The 22,290-nt window shown below is 66.8% G+C and carries 19 protein-coding genes and 1 tRNA gene; 16 read left to right on the top strand and 4 right to left on the bottom strand.

Annotation, left to right across the window (positions count from 1 at the left end; all coding sequences use genetic code 11):
• Window positions 1-45 precede the first annotated feature (45 nt).
• The 3 genes from ACP7A3_RS02875 to ACP7A3_RS02865 all read left to right on the top strand — a co-directional run bounded on the left by ACP7A3_RS02875 (window position 46) and on the right by ACP7A3_RS02865 (window position 4,121).
• Window positions 46-130, top strand: a tRNA-Leu gene (locus ACP7A3_RS02875).
• A 414-nt stretch (window positions 131-544) separates the two neighbouring features.
• Window positions 545-2,638 carry a methyl-accepting chemotaxis protein gene (locus tag ACP7A3_RS02870; protein WP_426254899.1) on the top strand — a complete coding sequence of 698 codons (2,094 nt, stop codon included), beginning with the start codon at window positions 545-547 and terminating at the stop codon, window positions 2,636-2,638.
• A 175-nt stretch (window positions 2,639-2,813) separates the two neighbouring features.
• Window positions 2,814-4,121, top strand: a complete 1,308-nt coding sequence (locus ACP7A3_RS02865; RefSeq protein ID WP_426254898.1) for an outer membrane beta-barrel protein — start codon at window positions 2,814-2,816, stop codon at window positions 4,119-4,121.
• A 79-nt stretch (window positions 4,122-4,200) separates the two neighbouring features.
• Here the strand turns inward: ACP7A3_RS02865 and ACP7A3_RS02860 are convergent, their stop codons facing one another.
• Window positions 4,201-6,366 carry a TonB-dependent receptor gene (locus ACP7A3_RS02860; RefSeq protein ID WP_426254897.1) on the bottom strand — a complete coding sequence of 722 codons (2,166 nt, stop codon included), beginning with the start codon at window positions 6,364-6,366 and terminating at the stop codon, window positions 4,201-4,203.
• A gap of 497 nt (window positions 6,367-6,863) precedes the next feature.
• On the opposite strand from ACP7A3_RS02860, the gene pyrH reads away from it, so the two are divergent.
• From pyrH to ACP7A3_RS02800, 12 genes are all read left to right on the top strand, one after another.
• Window positions 6,864-7,595, top strand: coding sequence for a UMP kinase (gene pyrH, locus ACP7A3_RS02855; protein ID WP_017978415.1), 732 nt, complete (start codon window positions 6,864-6,866; stop codon window positions 7,593-7,595).
• A 3-nt stretch (window positions 7,596-7,598) separates the two neighbouring features.
• Entirely contained in the window at window positions 7,599-8,156 is a 558-nt protein-coding gene (gene frr / locus ACP7A3_RS02850) for a ribosome recycling factor (RefSeq protein WP_017978416.1), read from the top strand.
• 73 nt (window positions 8,157-8,229) lie between these two features.
• Window positions 8,230-8,967, top strand: a complete 738-nt coding sequence (locus ACP7A3_RS02845) for an isoprenyl transferase (RefSeq protein ID WP_082049222.1) — start codon at window positions 8,230-8,232, stop codon at window positions 8,965-8,967.
• Window positions 8,964-9,761, top strand: coding sequence for a phosphatidate cytidylyltransferase (locus tag ACP7A3_RS02840; protein WP_017978418.1), 798 nt, complete (start codon window positions 8,964-8,966; stop codon window positions 9,759-9,761). Before ACP7A3_RS02845 ends, ACP7A3_RS02840 begins: the two co-directional genes overlap by 4 nt.
• On the top strand, window positions 9,758-10,945 hold the full coding sequence (locus ACP7A3_RS02835) for a 1-deoxy-D-xylulose-5-phosphate reductoisomerase (RefSeq protein ID WP_426254896.1): 1,188 nt from the start codon (window positions 9,758-9,760) through the stop codon (window positions 10,943-10,945). The genes ACP7A3_RS02840 and ACP7A3_RS02835 overlap by 4 nt, the downstream gene beginning before the upstream one ends.
• A 13-nt stretch (window positions 10,946-10,958) precedes the next feature.
• Window positions 10,959-12,092 carry a M50 family metallopeptidase gene (locus ACP7A3_RS02830; protein ID WP_426254895.1) on the top strand — a complete coding sequence of 378 codons (1,134 nt, stop codon included), beginning with the start codon at window positions 10,959-10,961 and terminating at the stop codon, window positions 12,090-12,092.
• Window positions 12,093-12,175: 83 nt separating this feature from the next.
• Window positions 12,176-14,938, top strand: coding sequence for an outer membrane protein assembly factor BamA (gene bamA / locus ACP7A3_RS02825; RefSeq protein ID WP_426254894.1), 2,763 nt, complete (start codon window positions 12,176-12,178; stop codon window positions 14,936-14,938).
• Window positions 14,938-15,648 carry an OmpH family outer membrane protein gene (locus tag ACP7A3_RS02820; protein WP_063688678.1) on the top strand — a complete coding sequence of 237 codons (711 nt, stop codon included), beginning with the start codon at window positions 14,938-14,940 and terminating at the stop codon, window positions 15,646-15,648. The genes bamA and ACP7A3_RS02820 overlap by 1 nt, the downstream gene beginning before the upstream one ends.
• 33 nt (window positions 15,649-15,681) lie before the next feature.
• The gene (gene fabZ / locus ACP7A3_RS02815; RefSeq protein WP_063688681.1) at window positions 15,682-16,131 is read left to right on the top strand and encodes a 3-hydroxyacyl-ACP dehydratase FabZ; all 450 of its coding nucleotides are present in this window, start codon (window positions 15,682-15,684) and stop codon (window positions 16,129-16,131) included.
• Window positions 16,132-16,234: 103 nt separating this feature from the next.
• Window positions 16,235-16,468 carry a 50S ribosomal protein L31 gene (gene rpmE, locus ACP7A3_RS02810; RefSeq protein WP_024310513.1) on the top strand — a complete coding sequence of 78 codons (234 nt, stop codon included), beginning with the start codon at window positions 16,235-16,237 and terminating at the stop codon, window positions 16,466-16,468.
• A 47-nt stretch (window positions 16,469-16,515) separates the two neighbouring features.
• Window positions 16,516-16,827 (top strand): PilZ domain-containing protein, encoded by a 312-nt coding sequence (locus ACP7A3_RS02805; RefSeq protein WP_017978425.1) that lies wholly within the window; start codon window positions 16,516-16,518, stop codon window positions 16,825-16,827.
• A 65-nt stretch (window positions 16,828-16,892) separates the two neighbouring features.
• Window positions 16,893-17,219, top strand: coding sequence for a hypothetical protein (locus ACP7A3_RS02800; RefSeq protein ID WP_017978426.1), 327 nt, complete (start codon window positions 16,893-16,895; stop codon window positions 17,217-17,219).
• Between the two features lie 189 nt (window positions 17,220-17,408).
• Here the strand turns inward: ACP7A3_RS02800 and ACP7A3_RS02795 are convergent, their stop codons facing one another.
• Together ACP7A3_RS02795 and ACP7A3_RS02790 are read right to left on the bottom strand one after the other, a co-directional pair.
• Window positions 17,409-17,948 (bottom strand): glycine zipper 2TM domain-containing protein, encoded by a 540-nt coding sequence (locus ACP7A3_RS02795; RefSeq protein ID WP_426254893.1) that lies wholly within the window; start codon window positions 17,946-17,948, stop codon window positions 17,409-17,411.
• Window positions 17,949-18,166: 218 nt separating this feature from the next.
• Window positions 18,167-20,452, bottom strand: a complete 2,286-nt coding sequence (locus tag ACP7A3_RS02790; RefSeq protein ID WP_426254892.1) for an ATP-dependent helicase — start codon at window positions 20,450-20,452, stop codon at window positions 18,167-18,169.
• Between the two features lie 246 nt (window positions 20,453-20,698).
• Here ACP7A3_RS02790 and ACP7A3_RS02785 point away from each other — a divergent pair, with 246 nt between their 5' ends.
• Entirely contained in the window at window positions 20,699-21,997 is a 1,299-nt protein-coding gene (locus tag ACP7A3_RS02785; protein ID WP_426254891.1) for an MFS transporter, read from the top strand.
• Here the strand turns inward: ACP7A3_RS02785 and ACP7A3_RS02780 are convergent.
• Complete coding sequence (locus tag ACP7A3_RS02780; protein WP_017978430.1) at window positions 21,981-22,274, bottom strand: hypothetical protein; 294 nt, start codon at window positions 22,272-22,274, stop codon at window positions 21,981-21,983. The genes ACP7A3_RS02785 and ACP7A3_RS02780 overlap by 17 nt on opposite strands.
• Window positions 22,275-22,290 lie beyond the last annotated feature (16 nt).

Raw genomic sequence — 22,290 nt, 5'->3', positions numbered from 1 at the left:
CCCTTGCGGTGCGCGGCATGACCCGCTAGGCGCCCTGTCTTCGCTGCCCCTGTGGCGAAATTGGTAGACGCATTCGACTCAAAATCGAACGCCGCAAGGCATGCTGGTTCGAGTCCGGCCAGGGGCACCACCGCTTCCCAATCTCCTAAGCACTGTAACAGCTTAGGCGGTTTTGGGGTCTGAATCGCAGCCGCGGTTAGACACTCTCCTTTTCAGAAGCACGGCAATCGCGGTGCCTGCTGGGCACGGTTCGCGCATGCGGCTGCGTGCCCTGTGCGCGCGGTTCGTGTCGTGTCGGATGACGCTTTTTGCGGTTGCGTCAGCGTGACGGATGGCCCGCGCGCTTTGGATGCGACGTTGCGGTTGAAAACCAGCTCGCGCGTCCCTTGCCGGTGACGGCGAACGCCAGCGCGGCGGCGTCGCGCCCGGTCCGATGTCCATTTTGAACATGATGAACCAAAAATTATACAATCGGCACCTAAAGCCCTCGCCAACGAAGCAAGACATGGCGGGAAATATGCGAGCGTTACGATCTTTGGCGACGATGATCAGCATTCGGGGCGCCATTGCGGTTGCCGTCTTCGTCTGCCTGGGATCGGCGACGACGGGTGTGCTGATCGACCGCGCGGCGCGGGAACGCGCGTCGGAAACCGGCCTGATCGTGGCGAAGCAGATAGCGTCCAGCGCGGAGGGCGAATTCGAACGTCCCATCGGGCTGGTCCATTCGGCGCTGGTCGCGATGCAGTCGCTGCGCCAGCAAGGCGTGGTGGATCGCAACGCGCATATCGAATTGCTGCGGTCGGAGGTGCGGGGCAACCCGCAGATCTTCGGCATGTCGACCGGCTGGGAACCCGGCGCGTTCGACAATCGCGATGCGGCCTTCGTCGACAGCAAGGCATCGGACAAGACGGGCCGGTTCCTCCCCTATCTGTACCGGGCGGGCGACCGCGTGTCGCTGGAGCCGCTGAAGGATTACGCCAAGGAAGGGCCGGGCGACTATTATCTGATGCCGATGCGCGCGCGGCACACCGTGCTGATCGAGCCCTATATCTATGCGGTCGAAGGCCATGACGTGCTGATGACGACGATCGCGGAACCGATCATGGAGCAGGGCAAGCCCATCGGGATCGTGACCGCCGACATCGCGCTGAGCGCCTTGCGCGATCGGCTCGACAAGGTGGTCGTCCCGTTCGGCGGGACGGCGACCGTCGTCACCGACAAGGGCACCTTCGTTTACAATCGCAATGCGGCGCTGCTCGGCAAGCCCGCGCCGGCCAGCATGGGGAGCATCGGCCGGACGTCGGACCCGGCGCTGGGCGACGTGCTGCGCATCGAGACGCCGATCCACTTCAAGGGTATCAAGGGCGCGTGGTTCGTCCGCGTCGACCTGCCGATGAGCGCGGTGATGGCGGATGCGCGCCAGGCGGAACTGACGCTGCTGATCGCGGCGATCGCGATCATCGGCGGACTGATCATCGTGCTGCGGCGGACCGCGAACCGGATCGTCGGCGAACCGCTGGATGCGATCGCTGGCGAGATGAACGAATTGGCCAACGGCAATCTGGAGGAGCCGCCGGTCCGCGCGATCGTGTCGTCCGAAATCGATCGGATGGCCAAGGCGGTGGCGGTGTTCCGGGCGAACGCCATCGCGCAGCGCCGGTCGGAACAGGATCAGGCGTTCGTCGTCTCCACATTGGGCGCCCATCTGAAGAAGGTCGCGGCGGGGGATCTCACCGCGCAGATCGATCAGCCGTTCAACGGGGATTACGATCGGGTGCGCGTCGACTTCAACGCCGCCATCGACAAGCTCGGCACGACGCTGTCCGCGGTCGCGAGCAACGCGGTGGAGGTGCGGACGGGCTCGGGCGAGATCAGCACCGCTTCGGACGACCTGTCGCGCCGGACCGAGCAGCAGGCCGCGAGCCTGGAGGAAACCGCGGCGGCGATGGACGAGATCACCTCGCAGGTCCGTACCACCGCGGCAGCGGCGCGCGAGACCAACAGCGTCGTCGAGGCGGCGCGCGCGGACGTGACGCTGAGCGATACGGTCGTCGGGCGGGCGGTGATCGCGATGAGCGATATCGAGAAATCGTCCGACGAGATCGCCGAGATCATCAGCGTGATCGACGGCATCGCGTTCCAGACCAACCTGCTGGCGCTGAATGCCGGGGTGGAAGCCGCCCGCGCAGGCGAGGCCGGCAAGGGGTTCGCCGTTGTGGCGAGCGAGGTGCGCGCGCTGGCCCAGCGATCGGCGGATGCGGCGGGCGACGTCAAGGCGCGGATCACCACGAGCACGGCGCAGGTCGGCACCGGCGTGGATGCGGTCGGCGAGATGCGCAAGGTGCTCGATCGCCTGACCGGGCGGATCATCGAGATCAGCCGTCTGGCCAGCGAGATCGCGACGGCGGCCGAGCAGCAGGCGATGGGCCTGTCGCAGATCAACATCGCGGTGAGCGAGATGGACGCCACGACGCAGCAGAATGCCGCGATGGTGGAGGAAGCGACCGCCGCCGCGCGCAGCCTGGCCGGGCAGGCCGATGAACTGGGCGAGCTGATCGCGCACTTCCGGTTGGCCCATGGCGGCTATGCGGCGGCAGGGGCCGCGCGCTCCTCGGTTCCATTGCGTCTCGCCAGCTGAACCGCTGCCTGGGACGGCGGAGGCCCGGCCGGGCCTTCGCTTCCCATCATCCGATCCGACGACCACGGCAGCCGGTACGGCGGCCGGTTGCGCACCCATCGCGCCGTCGCTGGCGACGCGAGGAGAGCCGCGCGCCGGCGCGCCATCCGGCTGCCCCTGCCTTGTGAAACGAGCGATGAAGACGATCCATTTCCTCAGCCTGTGTGCCAGCACAGCACTAATCGCGCCGACGCCGGCGCTTGCGCAAGCCGCCGACGGTGTCGGCGCGCCGCAGACATCGCAACCGCTGGCGCGGGTGCCGGACGCCGATCCGGTGGCGCCCGACGCGCCGGCGGACACGCTATCGTCGCGCGAGCATCCGGCGATCACCTATGCGTTGCAGGTCGAAGGGAGCATCGCGGTCAATCCCGCCAATCCGGCGAACGGCGTGAACTTCGGACAGGAGTTCGCCGACCGCGCGAACCGCCCCTTGCTCAACCAGATACTGGGAACGATCGCGCGCCCGGTCGCGGGTGGTCCGCAGGTGGACGTGGGCTTCAACCTGCAGGGGCTGTTCGGAACCGACGCGCGCTATTCGCCGACCATCGGCCTGTTCGATCGGACGTTCACCGGCCGCTATCAGTTCATCCTGACGCAGGCCAATGTCGTGGTCCACACGCCGGTGCTGACGCCGGGCGGCGTCGATTTCAAACTGGGGCTGTCGCCGGGGCTGATGGGATATGAGGGGCTCGATCCCTCGACGCGCCCGTTCTACACCTTGTCCTATGTCACCAATTACCTGCTGGCGTTCCAGACGGTTGGGGCGATCGCGACGGTGCATGTCAGCCCGCAACTGGACGTCATCGGCGGCATCGATGCGGGGAACGAGGTGCTCCCCGGCAGGTCTGACAATAACGGCGCCGCAGCGGGCTATCTGGGGGTCAGCCTGAGCCACCTGGCCGGCGATCGCCTGACGGTCCTGGCGATGACGCGCTTCGGACCGGAAAATTCGCGGCTGGCCCTGCCCAATGCGAACCGGGCGATGCGTTGGTGGAACGACGTCACGGCGACCTACAAGATCGACGACCGCACGACGGTGGCGGGGGAGGCGAATTACCTGCGCGACGACGGGCTGAACGCGGAGGCCTATGGCGCGACGGCCTATGTCCTGCACACGATCGACCCGCAATGGTCGGCCAATCTTCGCCTCGATGCGCTGCGCGATCCGCAGGGCGCGTTCGTCGTCACATACGGGTCCGACACGGCCTTCGCCGACGCGATCCGTGGCGTGCCGGCGCTGATCTACACTGCGCCGCCGACGACCTATGGCGCGGTGACCGCCGGCGTCTCGTACCGCCCCGCGGCGCTCAACAGCCGCCGGGTCGCGGTGACGGTTCGACCGGAGGTGCGCTACGATCGATCCCTGAACGGTACGCGGCCCTATGATGGCGGGACCCGGCGCGGTCAGTGGCTTGCCAGTGCGGACCTGATCGTCGGCTTCTAACCCCGGCGGAGCGGCGATGCGCGCGTCGTCGGTGCGCGCGGCGCCGGATGCCCGCTGCCAGGTCCATCAGGCGACACGCTCACCAGTTGCGGCGGTAGCCGACCGTCAGCGTGGCGCCGTTGGCGGGCACGCGGCTGCTGTTGAGGTTGCTGCGCAGCAGCTGGCTGTACACCGGGAAATATTGGGTGTTGAACAGGTTCTCGATCCCCGCCGTGATCGTATCCCGGTCGGTCGGGCGCCAGCGGCTGGTCAGGTCGAAGACCGCATATTGCTCGACCTTGCGCCGGCCGAAGCTCTGCACGCCGTTCAGCCGATAGTCGCGGTCGCCCGACAGCAGCCCCTGCAACCGGATGTCGAGCCGGTCGACGGGTGTGACCTCGACATAGGCGGTGACCTTGAGCGGGGGAATGCGATAGCCGGTCATCGGGCGCGACGCGGCGGCATTGGCGGGGCGTTCGCGGCCGCGGATCCAGGTCGCGGTCGCCCCGGCGCGGACGCGGTCGGTCGGGTCGCCGACGTCGATCGATCCCTCGATACCGCGGATGCGCTCGGCGGTGCGCACCAGGATCAGGCCGTTGTTGAGGCTCTGCACATCGCCCAGTTCGGACGTGGTGCGGAATGCGGACGCGGTCATGCGCGCCTGACCGAATCGGCCACGCCAGCCGACTTCATAACTGTCGATGCGGACCGGCTGCAGGTCGGAGTTGCGGATGTTGAAGCCGAGGTTCGCGTTGCGCAATTGCAGCCCGATATCGGGCAATTGGAAGCCTTGCGAAAAGGTCGCGAAGAAATCCTGACCCGCGACCGGGGTCACCGTCGCGCTGCCGTTGAACGTGCAGGCGCCATAGGAAATGGTGCCGCCGGGGATCGTGCCCGGCCGTGCCGCACGCGATTGCGAGAGCGGGACGAAGGCATCGAAGCGGGCGCGGGCGCGGTCGTAGCGGGCGCCCCCTTCGACCGCGAGCCAGTCGGCGAACCGGTGCTGCGCCTGGACGAAGCCGCCATAGGTCAGCGTCGTCAATTCCGGCATGTAGAGGAGCGTCGCGATCCGGTTGAACACGAGCCCCCGGCTCGCATCATACGCAACGGGGTCGAACACATCGAGCGGCATGTCGCTCTGTTCATGGGTGAGATCGCCACCCCAGGTGAGCGAGCTGCGCTCCCCCAGCGGTGTCTCGATCGTCAGGCGGCCGCCGAAGACCCGGCTGTTCTGCGTCACCTGATCGACGTTGCGCCCGCGCGTCGCGATGCCGCGCGCATCGAACGGCGTGTAGCGGGAGAAGAAGTCGCGGTAATAGCCGAGCGCGGTCAGCCGGCTGCCGAGGACGTCGCGCGCCGCGAGGTTGGCGGTCAGCACCGTGCTGTAGAGCTGGTTCTGGTTGGCGAGCTGAATTCCGCGCAAGGGGCGGGCGGCGGCGGTGCCGGCGGGCAAACGGTCGACCGCCGGGTCGGACACGAAATCGGTATGCTGATCGGCGCGATAATGGCTGGCGGACAGCTGGACATAGGCTCCGCCGAGGCGCAGCCCGGCCTTGCCGCCGACGTTCCACACATTGCTGTCGAACAGGTCGCCCTGGCTGGGTTCGGGCGCGCGGCGATTGCCGTTGCCGTCGAACCCGCCGCCGATTCGCTGATAGCCGCCGTTGACGATGAAGTCGAAGCTGCCCGCCGAGCCCGAGACGAATTGCTGCACCCGGCCCCCCAGACTGTCCGTGGTCAGGTTGGAGAGCGATCCGGTGCCCGCCAGCACCGTTTCCGCCCGGAGTGGCCCGCCGGCAGGGCGGGTGTTGATCGAGATGATGCCCCCGGTCGCCCCGCTGCCGTACATCGCGCTGCTGCCGCGCAGCACCTGCACCTGCGCGATGTCGGAGGGTTCGAGGGCGATGAGGCCGCGGGCGCTGTCGCGGTTCGTGTTGTACGGCACGCCGTCGACCAGGATCAGCGCGCCGCGCCCGCGCAACGTCTGGCCGAAATCGGTGATCGTGCGACTGGAATCGGCGAGGCCCGGCACGGTCTTGGCAAGGATGGTCGCCAGCGTATCGGATGCCGAGCGGGCGAGTTCGATCTCGCTCTGATCGATCGTGGTCACCTGATGGCCCGACGCGACGATATCGCTGCGCGACCGCTGTGCCGTGACCACGATGTCGTGGACATTGGCCTCGTCCTGTCGAGGCGGAGCGGTTTGCGCGGTCGCGGCCGTCGTTCCCAACAGCGCGCCCACGATGGTCAGATACAGATACCTCATTACCGCCCCTAATTGACTACGATTCGCAATAGCAACATTGGAAGGTGAGTCAAATATGGACGGGAGGGGGCGGCTGCTCGGGTGCCGAAGCGCATCCTCGTTTAGGGGTTGAGGGGTTTGCTACCGCATGTCGACACGGAGGATGGCGCTCCTATCGCGAGCGGGGGCGCCGTCGTCGCAAGCGACGCGGTCCGCGGCGCGCGGGTTTCGGCGGAGGACGGCGCGGGGATTCGAACGCGGCCTCCGAAGCACGCCGGAAACGGCGCCACATCGTCTTCAGCCAGTGGGTCAGCCTGTCCATGACTCCGGCGATACGCGAGCAGAGCCTGAAATCTGCTGAACCCCTTCGTCAACGCAGGTTCAGCCTTTGCACCATCCGTCGGTCCGTACCGTGCCCCTGCACCATTTCCTCACGCGGGGGCCGCGCGGCGACGGTTGCTCCGGCGCGGATGTGCGCCTAAGGTCCGGCCGCTTTCTCCCCCATGCGATAGGACCCCATGAGCCCCGCGCCGCGCTACAAACGCATCTTGTTGAAATTGTCCGGCGAAGTGCTGATGGGGGAGGGCGGTGGCCTGTCGATCGACCCCACCGTCACCGCGCGCGTGGCCGAGGAAATCGCCGACGTGAAGGCGCAGGGCTATGAGCTGTGCATCGTCGTCGGCGGCGGCAACATCTTCCGCGGCATTTCCGGTGCGGCGCGCGGCATGGAACGCGCGACCGGCGATTATATGGGCATGCTCGCGACCGTCATGAACGCGCTCGCGGTGCAGAATGCGCTGGAGCAGATCGGCGTCGAGACGCGCGTGCAGTCGGCGATCCCGATGTCGTCGGTGTGCGAACCCTTCATCCGCCGCCGCGCGATGCGACATTTGGAGAAGGGGCGGATCGTGATCTTCGCCGCCGGCGTCGGATCGCCCTTCTTCACCACCGATTCGGGCGCGGCGTTGCGCGCGGCCGAGATGAATTGCGACGCGCTGTTCAAGGGCACCAGCGTCGATGGCGTCTACAACGCCGACCCCAAGAAGGATACGAGCGCCACGCGGTTCGCGACCGTCAGTTACGACACGGTGCTCGCCCAGAATCTCAAGGTCATGGATGCCAGCGCGGTCGCGCTGTGCCGTGATTCGAACATCCCGATCGTCGTCTTCAACATCCGCGAACACGGCAATTTCGCCGCGGTGCTGCGCGGCGAGGGCGTCTCGACGGTCGTGCAGAAGGAAGTGGAGTAACCCATGGCTGCCTATGACAAGTCCGATCTCGAGCGCCGCATGGCGGGTGCCGTCGAAGCGCTGAAGCACGACCTGGCCGGTCTGCGCACCGGTCGCGCCTCCACCGCGCTGCTCGATCCCGTCACCGTGGAGGTCTATGGCAGCCACATGCCGTTGACGCAGGTCGCCACCGTCTCCGTGCCGGAGCCGCGCATGATCTCGGTTCAGGTGTGGGACAAGTCGAACGTCGGGCCGGTGGAAAAGGCGATCCGCTCCGCGGGCCTGGGCCTCAATCCGATCAACGACGGCCAGACGCTGCGTCTGCCGATCCCGGACCTCACCGAAGAGCGCCGCAAGGAACTCGCCAAGCTCGCCGGCAAGTACGCCGAGGGCGCGCGCATCGCGGTACGCAACGTCCGCCGCGACGGCATGGACAACCTCAAGACCGATGAGAAGAAGGGCGTGTTCAGCGAGGACGAGCGCAAGCGCCACGAAACCGAGGTGCAGAAGCTGACCGACGCGACGATCGCCGATGTCGATGCGGCGGCGGCGGCAAAGGAAAAGGAAATTTTGGGTAAGTGATGGGTAAACAGCGCCAGCTGTTTAGCTCATGCCGGGGGCATGAGCGGCCCGGCACTCCTTCGGGAGTGTTCGCGTGAGCAGCGCACCCCTCCTCTCGGCGGTTCCGAATACCGGCCTCGTGCCGCGCCATGTTGCGATCATCATGGATGGCAACGGCCGCTGGGCGAAGGCCAGGCACCTGCCGCGCGTCGCCGGGCACAAGGCGGGGGTGGAGGCGGTGCGCCGCGTCACACGCGCCGCGCGCGCGATGGGGATCGAGGCGCTGACGCTCTATGCGTTCAGCTCGGAAAACTGGCGCCGGCCTGAGGAAGAGGTGGGCGCGCTGATGGGCCTGCTGCGGCTGTTCATCCGCAGCGATCTCGCCGAGCTGGTCGAAGAGAATGTCCGGCTGCGCATCATCGGCGACTATCGCCGGTTCGCGCCCGATCTCGTCGCCCTGGTCGACGATGCGGTTGCCAAGACCGCGGGCAACACCGGCCCGGTGCTGGTGATCGCCCTCAATTACGGATCGCAGGCCGAACTGGTCGCGGCGGCGCAGACGCTGGCGGCGCGTGCGGCGGCGGGAGAGATCGACCCTGCATCGATCACGCCCGAACATATCGAGGCAGAGTTGCAGACCGCGGATCTGCCACCGCTCGACCTCGTCATCCGATCGTCGGGCGAGCAACGGCTGTCGAATTTCCTGCTGTGGCAGGCGGCCTATGCCGAGCTGCTGTTCGTCGAGACCCTGTGGCCCGATTTCAACGGCGACACGCTGGCCGATGCGGTGACCGCGTTCGGGCAGCGCCAGCGGCGTTACGGCGGCCTGTGAGCGACGCCGCCCCGGGCAAGCGCCCGTCGGACCTGGCCGTGCGCGCGGTGACCGGTGTCGGCATGATCGCCGTCGCGCTGGTCGCGCTGGCGTTCGGCGGCTTTGCGCTCTGGCTGCTCGCCGCGGTGATCGGCGTGTTCATGATGGCCGAATGGAGCGAGCTGAACGGCGCGCCGCCGCAGACCAAGCGGTTGGGCCAATATGTCCTGTTCGTGCCGCTGGCGATCATGTGCCCGATCGCGGCCGGTCCCAATTTCTTCGCGCTCGGGCTGTTGGCCGGCGCCTTCTTCTTCCTCGGCATCGTCACGCGGCGCCCGGCGCTGGCGCTCGGCGTCCTCTATTGCGGGCTGCCGATCTATGCGCTGCTGCTGATCCGGCATGAGCCCGACGGCCTGCGCAACGCCTTATGGGCGCTGAGTCTCGTCTGGGCGACCGATATCGGCGCCTATTTCGCCGGACGGACGATCGGCGGACCGAAGCTGGCGCCGGCGATCAGCCCCAACAAGACCTGGGCCGGGCTGATCGGCGGGATCGTCGCCGCGACCGTGCTCGCGCTCGTGATGAGCCGCGTCTATCTGCTGCCGCTGCGCTTTGTGGCGGCGACGCCGGTGCTCGCGATCCTGGCGCAGGCGGGCGACCTGTATGAAAGCCATCTGAAGCGCCGTGCGGGCGTGAAGGATTCGGGCAGCGTCATTCCGGGCCATGGCGGCGTGCTCGACCGGCTGGATGGCGTGGTGCCGGTGCTGCCGATCGCGGCGCTGCTCGTCGTGGTGCCGCTGGGATTTCCTGCATGAAGACCGTCACCATTTTGGGCGCCACCGGATCGGTGGGCACATCGACGCTTGACTTGGTCGAGCGCGAGCCGGACCGGTTCCGCGTCCGCGCGCTGACCGCCAATTGCGATGTCGCGAATCTGGCCGCCGCGGCGATTCGCACGAAGGCGGAGGTGGCTGTCGTCGCCGACGAAAGCTGCCTGCCCGATCTGCGCGCGGCGCTGGCGGGGACGGGTACGCAAGCCGCGGGCGGGCGGCAGGCGATCTGCGATGCTGCGGCGGGCGCGGATTGGACCATGGGCGCCATCGTCGGCTGTGCGGGCCTGGAGCCGGTGATGGCGGCGATCGCGCATGGCGGCACCGTCGTCATCGCCAACAAGGAGCCTTTGGTGTCGGCGGGCGAGGTGATCCTCGCCGCCGCCGCGGCGTCCGGCGCGACACTGCTGCCCGCGGACAGCGAGCATAACGCGATCCACCAATGTTTCGATTTCGCGCGGCCCGAGCGGGTGCGGCGGATCATCCTGACCGCCAGCGGCGGGCCGTTCCGCGACTGGTCGCTGGAGCGGATGGCGGACGTGACGGTCGAACAGGCGGTCGCGCATCCCAATTGGTCGATGGGCGCGAAGATCAGCGTCGACAGCGCGACGATGATGAACAAGGGCCTCGAGCTGATTGAGGCGGCGCGCCTGTTCCCGGTCGACAACGACCGGATCGAGGTGGTGATGCACCGGCAGTCGGTGATCCATTCGATGGTCGATTATGTCGACGGGTCGATGCTCGCGCAGCTGGGCCCCAGCGACATGCGCGTGCCGATCGCGCATACGCTGGCTTGGCCCGACCGGATGGCGACGCCGATGGAACCGCTGGATCTCGTCAAGATCGGCCGGCTCGATTTCGAGGCGTGCGATCCGGTGCGCTTTCCCGCGCTGGCACTGGCGCGCGAGGCGCTGGAGGCGGGCGGTGCGCGCCCGGCGATCCTCAACGCGGCGAACGAAGTGGCAGTCGCTGCCTTTCTGGCGCGACGGATCGGCTTCCTCGAAATTGCCGCAATCGTCGCCGATACGCTGGAGCGTTACGACCCGCAGGCGCCCGCCACGGTGGAATCGGTCCTGGCGGTCGATGCCGAGGCACGGCGGATAGCGGACGAGCAGGTTCGGGGCCGAAGCACGGGCCGGACTGGGGGGCGTGTAGAGGTTCACGCGTGAAGGATTGCGCAGCTTGATCCAGTCCCCCGGTATCCTGATGGCGGTCCTCGCCTTTCTGTGCGCCATCGGGCCGCTCGTGTTCATTCATGAGATGGGCCATTATCTGGCCGGCCGCGTCTTTGGCGTGAAGGCGGAGGCGTTTTCGATCGGCTTCGGGCGCGAGATCGCGGGCTTCACCGATTCCCGGGGCACGCGCTGGAAATTCGGCTGGCTGCCGCTGGGCGGCTACGTCCGCTTCGCCGGCGACATGAACCCCGCGAGCCAGCCCGATGCGGCATGGCTGTCGCTGCCCGCCGACGAGCGGATGCGGACCTTCCAGGCCAAGCCCTTGTGGCAGCGCGCGATCATCGTCGCGGCGGGGCCGGCGGTGAACCTGATCCTGGCGGTGCTGATCCTCGCCGGCTTCGCCTATAGCTATGGCGTCGATCGCACCCCCGCCGTCGTCGGCGCGGTGGTGGAGGGCGGCGCGGCGGCGAAGGCGGGCCTGCGCGCGGGCGACCGCATCGTCGCGCTCGACGGCCGCGGGGTCGACACCTTCTCCGACCTCGCGCGCTACGCGCTGATCCGGCCGGGCCAGCAGGTCACGGTGACGGTGGCGCGCGCCGGCCGCGATATCGAGGCGCCGCTGACGATCGGCACGGTCCATCAGCGCGACCGGTTCGGCAACGAATATCGCATCGGCCGGCTGGGCCTGCAGAGCGGCGATCCCGTGCTCGCCCCCGTCAGCCTTGCCGAGGCGCCGATCGCCGGTGTGCGGATGACGGGCGAGATCATCGGCGGCACGCTGGAAACGATCGGCCAGATCATCAGCGGTCGCCGCTCGATCGACGAACTGGGCGGACCGATCCGCATCGCCAAAATCTCCGGCGAGCAGATGGCGCTGGGCGTTTCGGCCTTCGTCTGGCTGGTCGCGATGCTCTCCATCAATCTGGGGTTCATCAACCTGCTGCCAGTGCCGATGCTGGATGGCGGACACCTCTTCTTCTACGCGATCGAAGCGGTGCGGCGTCGTCCCCTCGAACCTCAGGTACAGGAATGGGCATTTCGCGGCGGATTGGCTGCGGTATTGGCGTTGATGCTGATCGTCACGTTCAACGATTTGGGCGCGGTTGGTCTGTGGCAGCGGTTGGCCGGGTTGATCGGCTGACCGGGTTGGGGCAGGGCGTTGCGCTGCGGTTCCCGACGTTACGTGGGTATCCTGACGTTTTTGGGGTGGGTTGAGTGACAGCGATGACAAGTTCCAAGTTCGCCGGCCTGGGTGCCGCGCTGCTCGCCGGCACCATGCTGTCGGGTGTGCCCGCCATGGCGCAGACGGCGGCCGCGCCGGCCCAGGCGCCGGCCCAGGCGCCGGCAACGACACCCGCGACCGGCGCACAGGCGGCAACGGCGCCCGCCGCCACGCCGGCGCCCGTGCGCACGATCAAGTCGCTGCGCGTCGAAGGATCGCAGCGCATCGAACCCGAAACGGTGCTATCGTACACCAAGCTGCGCGTCGGCATTCCGTATACCGCGGAGACGCTGGACCAGGCGCTGAAGGACCTGCAGGCATCCGACCTGTTCGTCCAATATCAGATCGAGGGTGTCGAGACCGGCGACATCGTGCTGAAGGTGCGCGAGAACCCGATCATCAACCGCGTGATCCTGGAAGGTAACAAGGCGCTGAAAAGCGACAAGATTACCAAGGAAATCAAGCTCGCGCCGCGTCAGATCTTCACCCGTACCGCGGTGCGGCAGGACGTCAGCCGCATCCTGGAACTGTATCGCCGCCAGGGCCGATTCGCCGCGGTCGTCAATCCGAAGATGGTCAACCTCGACCAGAATCGCGTCGACGTGGTGTTCGAGATCAACGAAGGGCCGAAGTCCAAGGTCCGCCAGATCAACATCATCGGCAACGAGGTGTTCAGCGATGGCAAGCTGCGCGGCGAGATGGCGACGAAGGAATCGCGCTGGTTCCGCCTGCTGTCGTCCAACACGTCTTACGATCAGGATCGCCTGAACTACGACCAGCAGAAGCTGCGCCAATTCTATCTGACGCAGGGCTATGCCGATTTCCGTGTCACCAGCGCGGTCGCCGAGCTGACGCCCGACAAGCGCGACTTCATCATCACCTATGTCGTCGAAGAGGGTAAGCGCTACAAGTTCGGCGACATCACCGTCGACAGCGAAATCCGCGACTTCGACAACAAGAAGCTTGCCGCGTCGCTGCCGGTCAAGAAGGGCGAATGGTACAACGCCAAGCTGGTCGAGGATTCGATCGATCAGCTGAGCCAGTCGGCGGGCCTGTTCGGCTATGCCTTCACCGACGTGCAGCCGGATTACAGCCGCGATCCCGAAACGCTGACGATGGGGATGAACTTCCACATCGGCCAGGCGCAGCGCACCTATGTCGAGCGGATCGACATCAACGGCAACACGCAGACGCAGGACAAGGTCGTGCGCCGCGAAATCCGTCTGGCGGAAGGCGATGCGTTCAACAGCTTCCAGGTGAAGCGCAGCCAGGATCGCATCAACAGCCTGGGATTCTTCCAGGACAAGATGGAGATCAAGCAGAACCCCGGTTCCGCACCTGATCGCGTCGTGTTGGAAACGACGCTGGAAGAACGCAGCACCGGCGAATTGCAGCTGTCGGTCGGCTATTCCAGCCTCGAACGCTTCATCATCCAGGCGAACATCACGCAGAACAACTTCCGCGGGAAGGGGCAGGTGCTGCGCGCGGGCGTGAACTATTCGACCTATTCGAAGTCGGTCGAACTCGGCTTCACCGAGCCGTATCTGTTCGACAAGAACGTCGCGATCGGCGTCGACGTGTTCCGCCGCGACTTCAACTCGTTCAACTATATCGGCACGCAGCGTCAGACGACCTATTCGCAGGTGTCGACCGGTTTCCAGGTGCGCGCGGGCGTGCCGCTGACCGAATATTGGTCGCTCGCCGGCCGCTATGGCCTGTCCTACGATCAGGTCGGTCTCGATTCGGCGACCTATTTCACCAACGGCGTCTGCGATCCGCTGAAGGCGGGCCGTTACCTCTGCGAAGCGATCGGCAACCGCTGGACGTCGACGGTCGGCTATTCGCTGATCTACGACAGCCTCAACAGCCGCCTGCGCCCGACCGCGGGCCAGCGCTTCGCCTTCAACCAGGACTTCGCGGGCCTGGGCGGTGACGTGAAGTATATCCGTACGCGCGTCGAAGGATCGAAGTTCTGGAACGTCGGCAGCGGCTTCATCGGCTCGATCGTCGGTGAGGGCGGCTATATCCACTCGCTGGAAAAGAGCCGCGGCCCCGGCATCGACAGCGTCCGCATTACCGATCGCTTCTACCTCGGCGAACCGCAGTTCCGCGGCTTCGATATCCGTGGCGTCGGCCCGCGCGTGCAGCGTCAGGCCTATACGACGGACGCGAACGGCAAGCAGATCCTCGTCACCGACCGCGACCAGATCGTCGACGACGCGCTGGGCGGCCGTGCCTATTACCTCGTGCGCGCCGAACTGGAGATCCCGTTGGGCTCCGGCGCGCGCGAACTGGGCCTGCGTCCGTCGGTCTATGTCCAGGCGGGCAGCCTGTGGGGCCTGACCAAGCCGCTGCCGACCGCGAGCTTCCCGACGATCACCGATTCGGCAGGCAACGTGACGGTGCTGCCGATCCAGCGGCTGCTGACCGACTCGGCGGGGCGCCAGCTTTATTACAATACCTACACGCCGGACGGCGCGACCGCGCCGGCGCTGCGTGCGACGACCTGTTCGATCGGCTATTCGGCGGTTGCGGGCGGCGCATGTTCGGGCAGCGAGACGAACACGATCGCGTTCGATCAGGCGATCTCGCCGTTCAAGGAAACCTATTACGGCAGCAGCCCGACGCCGCGCGTCAGCATCGGCATCGGCGTCAACTGGACGTCGCCGTTCGGCCCGCTGCGTATCGACCTCGCCAAGGCGCTCGTCACCCAGAAGGGCGACGATCCCAAGCTCATTACCTTCAACGTAGGGACGCAGTTCTAATGAAGACGATTACCAAGACGTGCGCCGTGGCGATCGCCTCGGCTTCGGTCGCCCTGCTCGCCGGCGGCGCCTCGGCGCAGACCGCTGGCATTGCCACGGCGCAGCCCGACGCGGCGATCTTCAGCGCGAAGGCGTTCGAAACCGCCAACACGCAGATCGGCACGACCTACAAGGCGCAGCTGGATCAGGCCGCTGCGGCGCAGAACGCGCTGAACACGAAGCTGCGTGGCATCCTCGACGCCAACAAGGACGGCCAGATCAGCCAGGCGGAAGCCGCCGCGGCCGAATCGAACCCGACGATCGCCAAGCAGGTGCGCGACGCCCAGGCTGCCGCGCAGCCCGGCATCGAAGCCGCGCAGAACCCCGCGATCAAGGCGCAGGCCTATGCGCTGGAACAGATCGTCGCCAAGTATGACCCGGCGCTGCGTGCGGTCGTGACGGCCAAGAAGATCAACCTAGTGCTGTCGCCGAACGCGATCCAGTACGCGCCGCCGGCGACCGACATCACGCGCGACATCATCGCCGAGATCGATCGCACGACGCCGACCGTCTCGATCACGCCGCCGGCCAACTGGCAGCCGCAGCAGCAGACCGTCGAGCTGCTGCAGCAGTATCGTCAGATCGTCTACGCGAACGCCCAGCGCCGTCAGCAGGCGGGCGCTCCGGCTCCGGCCGCTGCGCCGGCCGCCGGCACCCCGCAGGGCCGCTAAGGGCCCGCGTCGGTGAGCGAAGACGCACAGACCATGGGGCCGCTCGATATCGGGCGGGTCATGGCGGCGCTGCCGCATCGCTACCCGATGCTGCTGGTCGACCGGGTCGAGGAGATCGTCCTCGACCGGTCGATCGCGGCGATCAAGGCGGTGACGATCAACGAAGGCTTCTTCCAGGGGCATTTCCCCGGTCGTCCGATCATGCCGGGCGTGCTGATCGTCGAGGCGCTGGCACAGGCTGCGGGCGTGCTCGCGGTCGAAAGCCTAGGCCTCGCCGGATCGGGCAAGCTCGTCTATTTCATGGCGATCGAAGGCGCGAAGTTCAGGAAGCCCGTCGAACCCGGCGTGCTGCTGCGCCTGGAGGTGGAATTCGTCCAGAAGCGCTCGAGCGTCTGCAAGTTCGCAGGTGTTGCGAAGGTCGACGGGCAAGTCGTTGCAGAGGCTAACTTTACTGCGATGATCGCCGATCCGCCCAAGGCGTAACGCGTGTGACTTTCGCTGACTTTTGACTTTTCGGCGGCGCTCCGTTACGGGCGCCGCTTCCCTTTCAGGCTGGTCGGAACCAGCCGCATACGGAGCGTGTGACGTGAAGAAAGATACCCACCCCGACTACCACATGATCAAGGTCCAGATGACGGACGGCACCGTGTTCGAAACCCGCTCGACTTGGGGCAAGGAAGGCGACACGATGCAGCTCGACATCGATCCGCTGGCGCACCCCGCCTGGACCGGTGGTCGTGGTCAGCTCCTCGACGCGGGCGGCCAGGTCGCGCGCTTCAACAAGCGCTTCGGTGGCGGTCTCACGCTCCGCAAGAACTGACCGGATCGTTGACTCGGCGTTAACCATCGACGCGATACTCTTGATCGATGTTTGCCGCCGAGTTCGAACCTGCAGAACCCAATGGCCGGCGCCGCTCTCCGCGTGCGCCGGTTTCGTTGGATGCGCATATCGGCAAGGCCGCTCGCACCTTGTGCAAGGTGGTCGATCTCTCGATCCACGGCGTTCGCCTGCAAACCTATTCCGCGCTGGCCAAGGGCAGCACGATCTGGCTGACCTTGCCCGAAGCGGGCACGATCGCGGCCGACGTGATGTGGTCCGACGATTATCTCGCCGGCTGCCAGTTCAAGAAGCCGTTGGAAATCGACGTCTTCGACAGATTGCTCGCGCAGAATCGCTGACTGCGCTATGACGGGCGCGTAAAGCGTCTTGCTGCGATGCAGCATCAGCGATTATGGATGCGAGGATGAATCAGCCCTCTGCGCCGACCGGACCGGTGCCGACGATGTTCGAAGCCATCGTCCGCCAGATGACCGTCACCGCCACCTACAACAAGGGTGCGGTCACGATCGCCCCCCACATCCTCTACACGCGCCATGGCGAGATCTACGTCGATGCGACCACGGTCGAGCGCGACGGCAAGCCGCCACGTGAGGAGAAACTGGGTACGTTCAAGCTCGATGGCCTGGGTGATCCGACGCTGACCGCGAACACCTTCCGCCCGAGTGCGCTGTTCGAGCCCGAGGCGGAGAAATATGTCGGCGTGACGCTGATGGCGGTGGAGCTGGGGTAAGGTTCGGCACGCTCAAGGCTGCCGCAAACTCCCCCGTCACTCCGGACTTGTTCCAGGGACCACTCTGCGGCGAGGGGGGAGGCCACAGCCTCTTGCTGTCCCCTGGCGGCCCGGTGGACCCCGGGACGAGTCCGGGGTGACGGAGCGAGAGGGGCGGGGGCGCACCGTCGCCGACGCGCCCCGTAGACCTCAGCGGCAGCGGACCTGCGACTGGTTCTGGTCGATCGCCTTACCGGCGAGCGCACCTGCCGCACCGCCGAGCAAGGTGCCGACGATGCGGCTGCGGCCGCCATCGATCACATTGCCCAGAATGCCGCCCGCGGCGCCGCCGATGACGAGCCCGGTCGTGCCGTCGCTGCGCTTGCAATAATAACGGCCGTCATTGCCAGCATAGACACGCTCGTCCGCGCTCAACACGCGTTCGCGATAATTGTCGCCGCTGCGATAATAGCGCGACGGATCGTAGCCGTTTTCGTCGCGATCGCCGGGGTAGCTATTGTTGTTGTAATAGTTTGCGGCCGGTGCTTCGCGATAGCCGCCGGTGCCGGTGTAGCCGCCGCGCGACGCGCGATAGCGATCCACCTCGGCGCGATAGCGGGCGAGTTCGGCGTCGAACCGCTGCTGCGCGGCGGTGAAGCGCGCCTCGTCCTGCGCCGACTGGGCGACGACCGGAGTGGCGGCGGCGAGCGCAGCGGCCGCGGCAGCGGCGAGGGACAGCGACTTGAGCATGGCGATCGTCCTGAGCTTCTTAGTCCGTTGATTCGGAACCGTAACGGCCATACGCGGAACCTACCCTGCCGGTTCCTGAACGGATGATGGGGGGCGTGTCGCGGTGGCGCGGTTGCCGGACGACGCCAAGGTGGGATCGGCCGCCTCAGTCCGTCGCCTCAGTCCGTCGCTGCGCTCGCAATGACCAGGAGGGTAATACTCGGGCGGGGGCGCCCTGATCACCCGATCGTGACGAAGCTGTCCATCACCCGCTTGCGGCCGGCGGCTTCGAAGTCGATCTCCAGCTTGTTGCCTTCGATCTCGGCGATCGCACCATAGCCGAATTTTTGGTGGAACACGCGCATGCCGACGCTGAGGTCGCTGCGCCCCTTGTTGCCGATGCTGACCGCGCTCGCCCGGCTCTCGACGATCCGCGTCGGCTGGGTGGTGAAGCCGGAGCCAGACCCCGCCGCGCGCTGCCAGCCCGGACCGCGGCCGGTGCCGCGTGCGACATTGGCGAAGGGATCGGCGCGCTCGCTCCAATTGGCGCGCCACAGGCTTTCGCCGCCCGACATGGTCGTGTCGCTGTCGGTATGTTCGGACGGCAATTCGCCGACGAAGCGGCTCGGGATCCTGGACGTCCACTGGCCGTAAATGCGGCGGTTGGCGGCGTGCAGGATCGTCGCGCGGCGCCTCGCACGCGTGATCGCGACATAGGCGAGGCGGCGCTCCTCCTCCAGGCTGCGCGTGCCGCCTTCGTCGATCGCGCGTTGCGAGGGGAACAGGCCTTCTTCCCAACCGACCAGGAAGACGGTGTCGAATTCGAGACCCTTGGCGGCGTGGATCGTCATGATTGTCACCTCGGGCGCCTGTACCGCGCCCTCCTTGTCCATGACGAGGCTGACGTGTTCGAGGAACGCGCCGAGCGATTCATATTCCTCCATCGCGCGAACGAGTTCGGACAGGTTTTCGAGCCGCCCGGACGCCTCGACCGACTTTTCGGCCTGCCACATCGCGGTATAGCCCGATTCGTCGAGCATCTGCCGCGCCAGTTCGGCATGCGGTAGGTCGCGTGCCCGGTCGCGCCAGCGCGCGATGTCGCCGACGAAATTGCCGAGCGCGCGGCGCGCCTGCGGGGTCAGTTCGTCGGTGTCGAGGATGCGCGCCGCGGCGATGGTGAGCGGCACGCCCTCGGCGCGGGCGAGCTGGTGGATCTTGGCGATCGCCTTGTCGCCAAGGCCGCGCTTGGGGACGTTGACGATGCGTTCGAAGGCCAGATCGTCCGACGGCTGGTTGACGATGCGCAGATAGGCGAGCGCGTCGCGGATTTCGGCGCGTTCGTAGAAGCGATAGCCGCCGACGATGCGGTACGGCATGCCGATCGAGATGAAGCGGTCTTCGAACTCGCGCGTCTGATGCTGCGCGCGGACGAGGATCGCGATATGGTCGAGCGGGGTGCCGTTCCGCTGCGCGGCCTCGATCTCGTCGCTGACTCGGCGCGCTTCTTCGGGGCCGTCCCACACCCCCAGTACGCGGACCTTCTCGCCCACATCGAGTTCGGTCCACAGCGTTTTGCCGAGCCGCCCGCCATTATGCGCGATCACGCCCGATGCGGCGCCGAGGATGTGCGGCGTCGACCGGTAATTCTGTTCGAGGCGGATCACCTTGGCGCCGGGAAAATCCTTCTCGAACTTCAGGATATTTTCGACCTGCGCGCCGCGCCACGAATAGATGGACTGATCGTCGTCGCCGACGCAGGCGATGTTCTTGCGCGTCTGCGCGAGCAGCCGCAGCCAGAGATACTGGACGATGTTGGTGTCCTGATATTCGTCCACCATGATGTATTTGAAGCGCTCCTGATAGGTGCGCAGCACATCGGTATGCGTCCTCAGGATGGTGAGCATGTGGAGCAGCAGGTCGCCGAAGTCGCAGGCATTCACGCTGCGCAGCCGTGCCTGATATTGCGCGTACAGCTCGCCGCCGCGCCCGTTGGCGTAGCGTTCGCTTTCGCCGGCATCGATATCGGCGGGGATGAGGCCCCTGTTTTTCCAATCGTCGATCAGGCCGGCAAGGCTGCGCGCGGGGAAGCGCTTTTCGTCGATGTCCGCGGCAACGATCAGTTGCTTGAGCAACCGCAGCTGATCGTCGGTGTCGAGGATGGTGAAGTTCGACTGCAACCCGACCAGCTCGGCGTGGCGGCGGAGCATCTTGGCGCCGATCGCGTGGAAGGTGCCGAGCCACGGCATGCCCTCCACCGCGTCGCCGACCATTCTGCCGACGCGCTCGCGCATCTCGCGCGCGGCCTTGTTGGTGAAGGTGACGGCGAGGATCTCCGACGGCCACGCCTTGCGCGTCCACAGCAGATGCGCGAGCCGCGCGGTCAGCGCCGCGGTCTTGCCCGTACCGGCGCCGGCCAGCATCAGCACCGGGCCTTCGGTGGTGAGCACTGCGTCGCGCTGCGGCGGGTTCAACCCCTTGAGATACGGCGGATCCTGCAGGGCGGCGGGGGAGGCGGTGTCGGTCACCGGCGAACAGGTAGGGAACGGCGCTTGGCTCGGCAAGCTGCGAGCGCGGCAAGCCCGGAAAAATCGGGGCAGCCACCGGTGCGGCCGCCCCGTAGTTCAGGGAGCACCAGTCGACAGAAAGGCGACCGATACATCGCGACCCACAGGGGGAGGGGAGCCGCGGTGGCATCGCGGTAGCGGCGGAATGTTGCGAAGGGATGGCAACTTTGTTGCCAGATGCCTTTATTTGGGGGTTAGAAAGGCGGCATGAGCCAAACCCCTGCCGCCGAAGTCCCGGACGCCGCCGTCACGCCAGCCTCGCCGCGCCGGATCCTGACCGCGAGCCTCGTCGGTACGGCGGTGGAATTCTACGATTTCTACATTTACGCCACCGCCGCGGCGCTGGTGTTTCCGGCGCTGTTCTTTCCGGGGGAAAGTGCATCGGCGCGGCAGATGATGAGCTTCGCGAGCTTCGCCGTGGCCTTCTTCGCGCGGCCGATCGGTGCGGCGGTGTTCGGGCATTTCGGCGACCGGATCGGGCGCAAGTCGACCCTCGTCGCCAGCCTGTTGCTCATGGGCGGGTCGACCGTCGCGATCGCCTTCCTGCCGACCTATCGACAATTCGGCATCTGGGCGCCGCTGCTATTGTGCCTGATGCGATTGGGCCAGGGGCTGGGGCTGGGCGGCGAATGGGGCGGCGCGGCGCTGCTCGCAGTCGAGAACGCACCGCCGCATCGGCGCAACACGTGGGGCATGTTCCCCCCGCTGGGGGCGCCGGTCGGCTTCATCCTGGCGAACGGATTGTTCCTGCTGCTGGGGCTGGTGCTGAGCGACGATCAGTTCCGCGCCTGGGGGTGGCGCCTGCCGTTCCTGGTGAGCGCGGTGCTGGTCGCGCTCGGCCTGTGGATCCGACTGAAGCTGACCGAGACGCCCGCCTTCGTCGAAGCGGCCAAGGCGGAGGCGCTGCCCAAGGTGCCGCTCGCGACGCTGTTTGCCGGTCATGGCCGCGCGCTGCTGGCCGGCACCGGCGGGGTGGTGGCGTGCTTCGCGCTCTTCTACCTCGCGACCGCCTTTACGCTGAGCTACGGCACGACGACGCTGGGCTATGACAAGACGGCGCTGCTCGGCGTCGAGCTGGTCGCGATCCTGTTTCTCGCCGCAGGCGTGATCGTCGCGAGCGTTCTGGCAGACCGGACGGGGGCGGAGCGGATGCTGGTAATCGGCTTTCTGGGCTGCATCGTCGCCGGCGCACTGATGGGGCCGATGCTGGGCGCCGGATCGCTGGTCGTGGTGTTCGCGTGGCTGGCCTTCGCCTTGTTCGTCATGGGCTTTGCCTATGGTCCGCTCGGCGGCTGGCTGCCGACGCTGTTTCCGGCGGGCGTGCGCTACACCGGCGTGTCGATGACGTTCAACGTCGGCGGTATCTTGGGCGGGGCACTCGCGCCGATCGCGGCGCAGGCGCTCGCTGCGCGCGGGCTGTGGTGGATCGGGCTGTATCTGGTCGCGGCGGGCCTCGTGAGCCTCGCCGGCCTCGCACTGTTGCCGCGGGTCAGGACCGCCGACTGAACCAGCGCGGCCAGCGCGACACGCTGCGTTTCGGGACATCGGCCTCGGAATAGCCGGTCGCGTTGAGCAGGAAGCTGGCGAGCAGCAACGCTTGGTTGCGGCTCAGCACCAGCCGCGTCGTCGCGATCTGCTGATTGTCGAGCGCCTGTGCGGACGGCGTCGTCTGCACCTCCAGCTCGATGCCCTTGGGCAAGGGATGATGCACCCATCCGACCACCGCCTGCGGCCCCGACCGCCGCGGGGCATCGTAATGGTGGGGAATGAACTGCGTCGCCATGGCTCCCTCCTGTTGC

Source organism: Sphingomonas sp. DC5200-1 (assembly GCF_049897245.1).
GTDB classification, from domain to species: domain Bacteria; phylum Pseudomonadota; class Alphaproteobacteria; order Sphingomonadales; family Sphingomonadaceae; genus Sphingomonas; species Sphingomonas aquatilis.
This window is presented reverse-complemented; position numbering and strand designations above follow the sequence as displayed.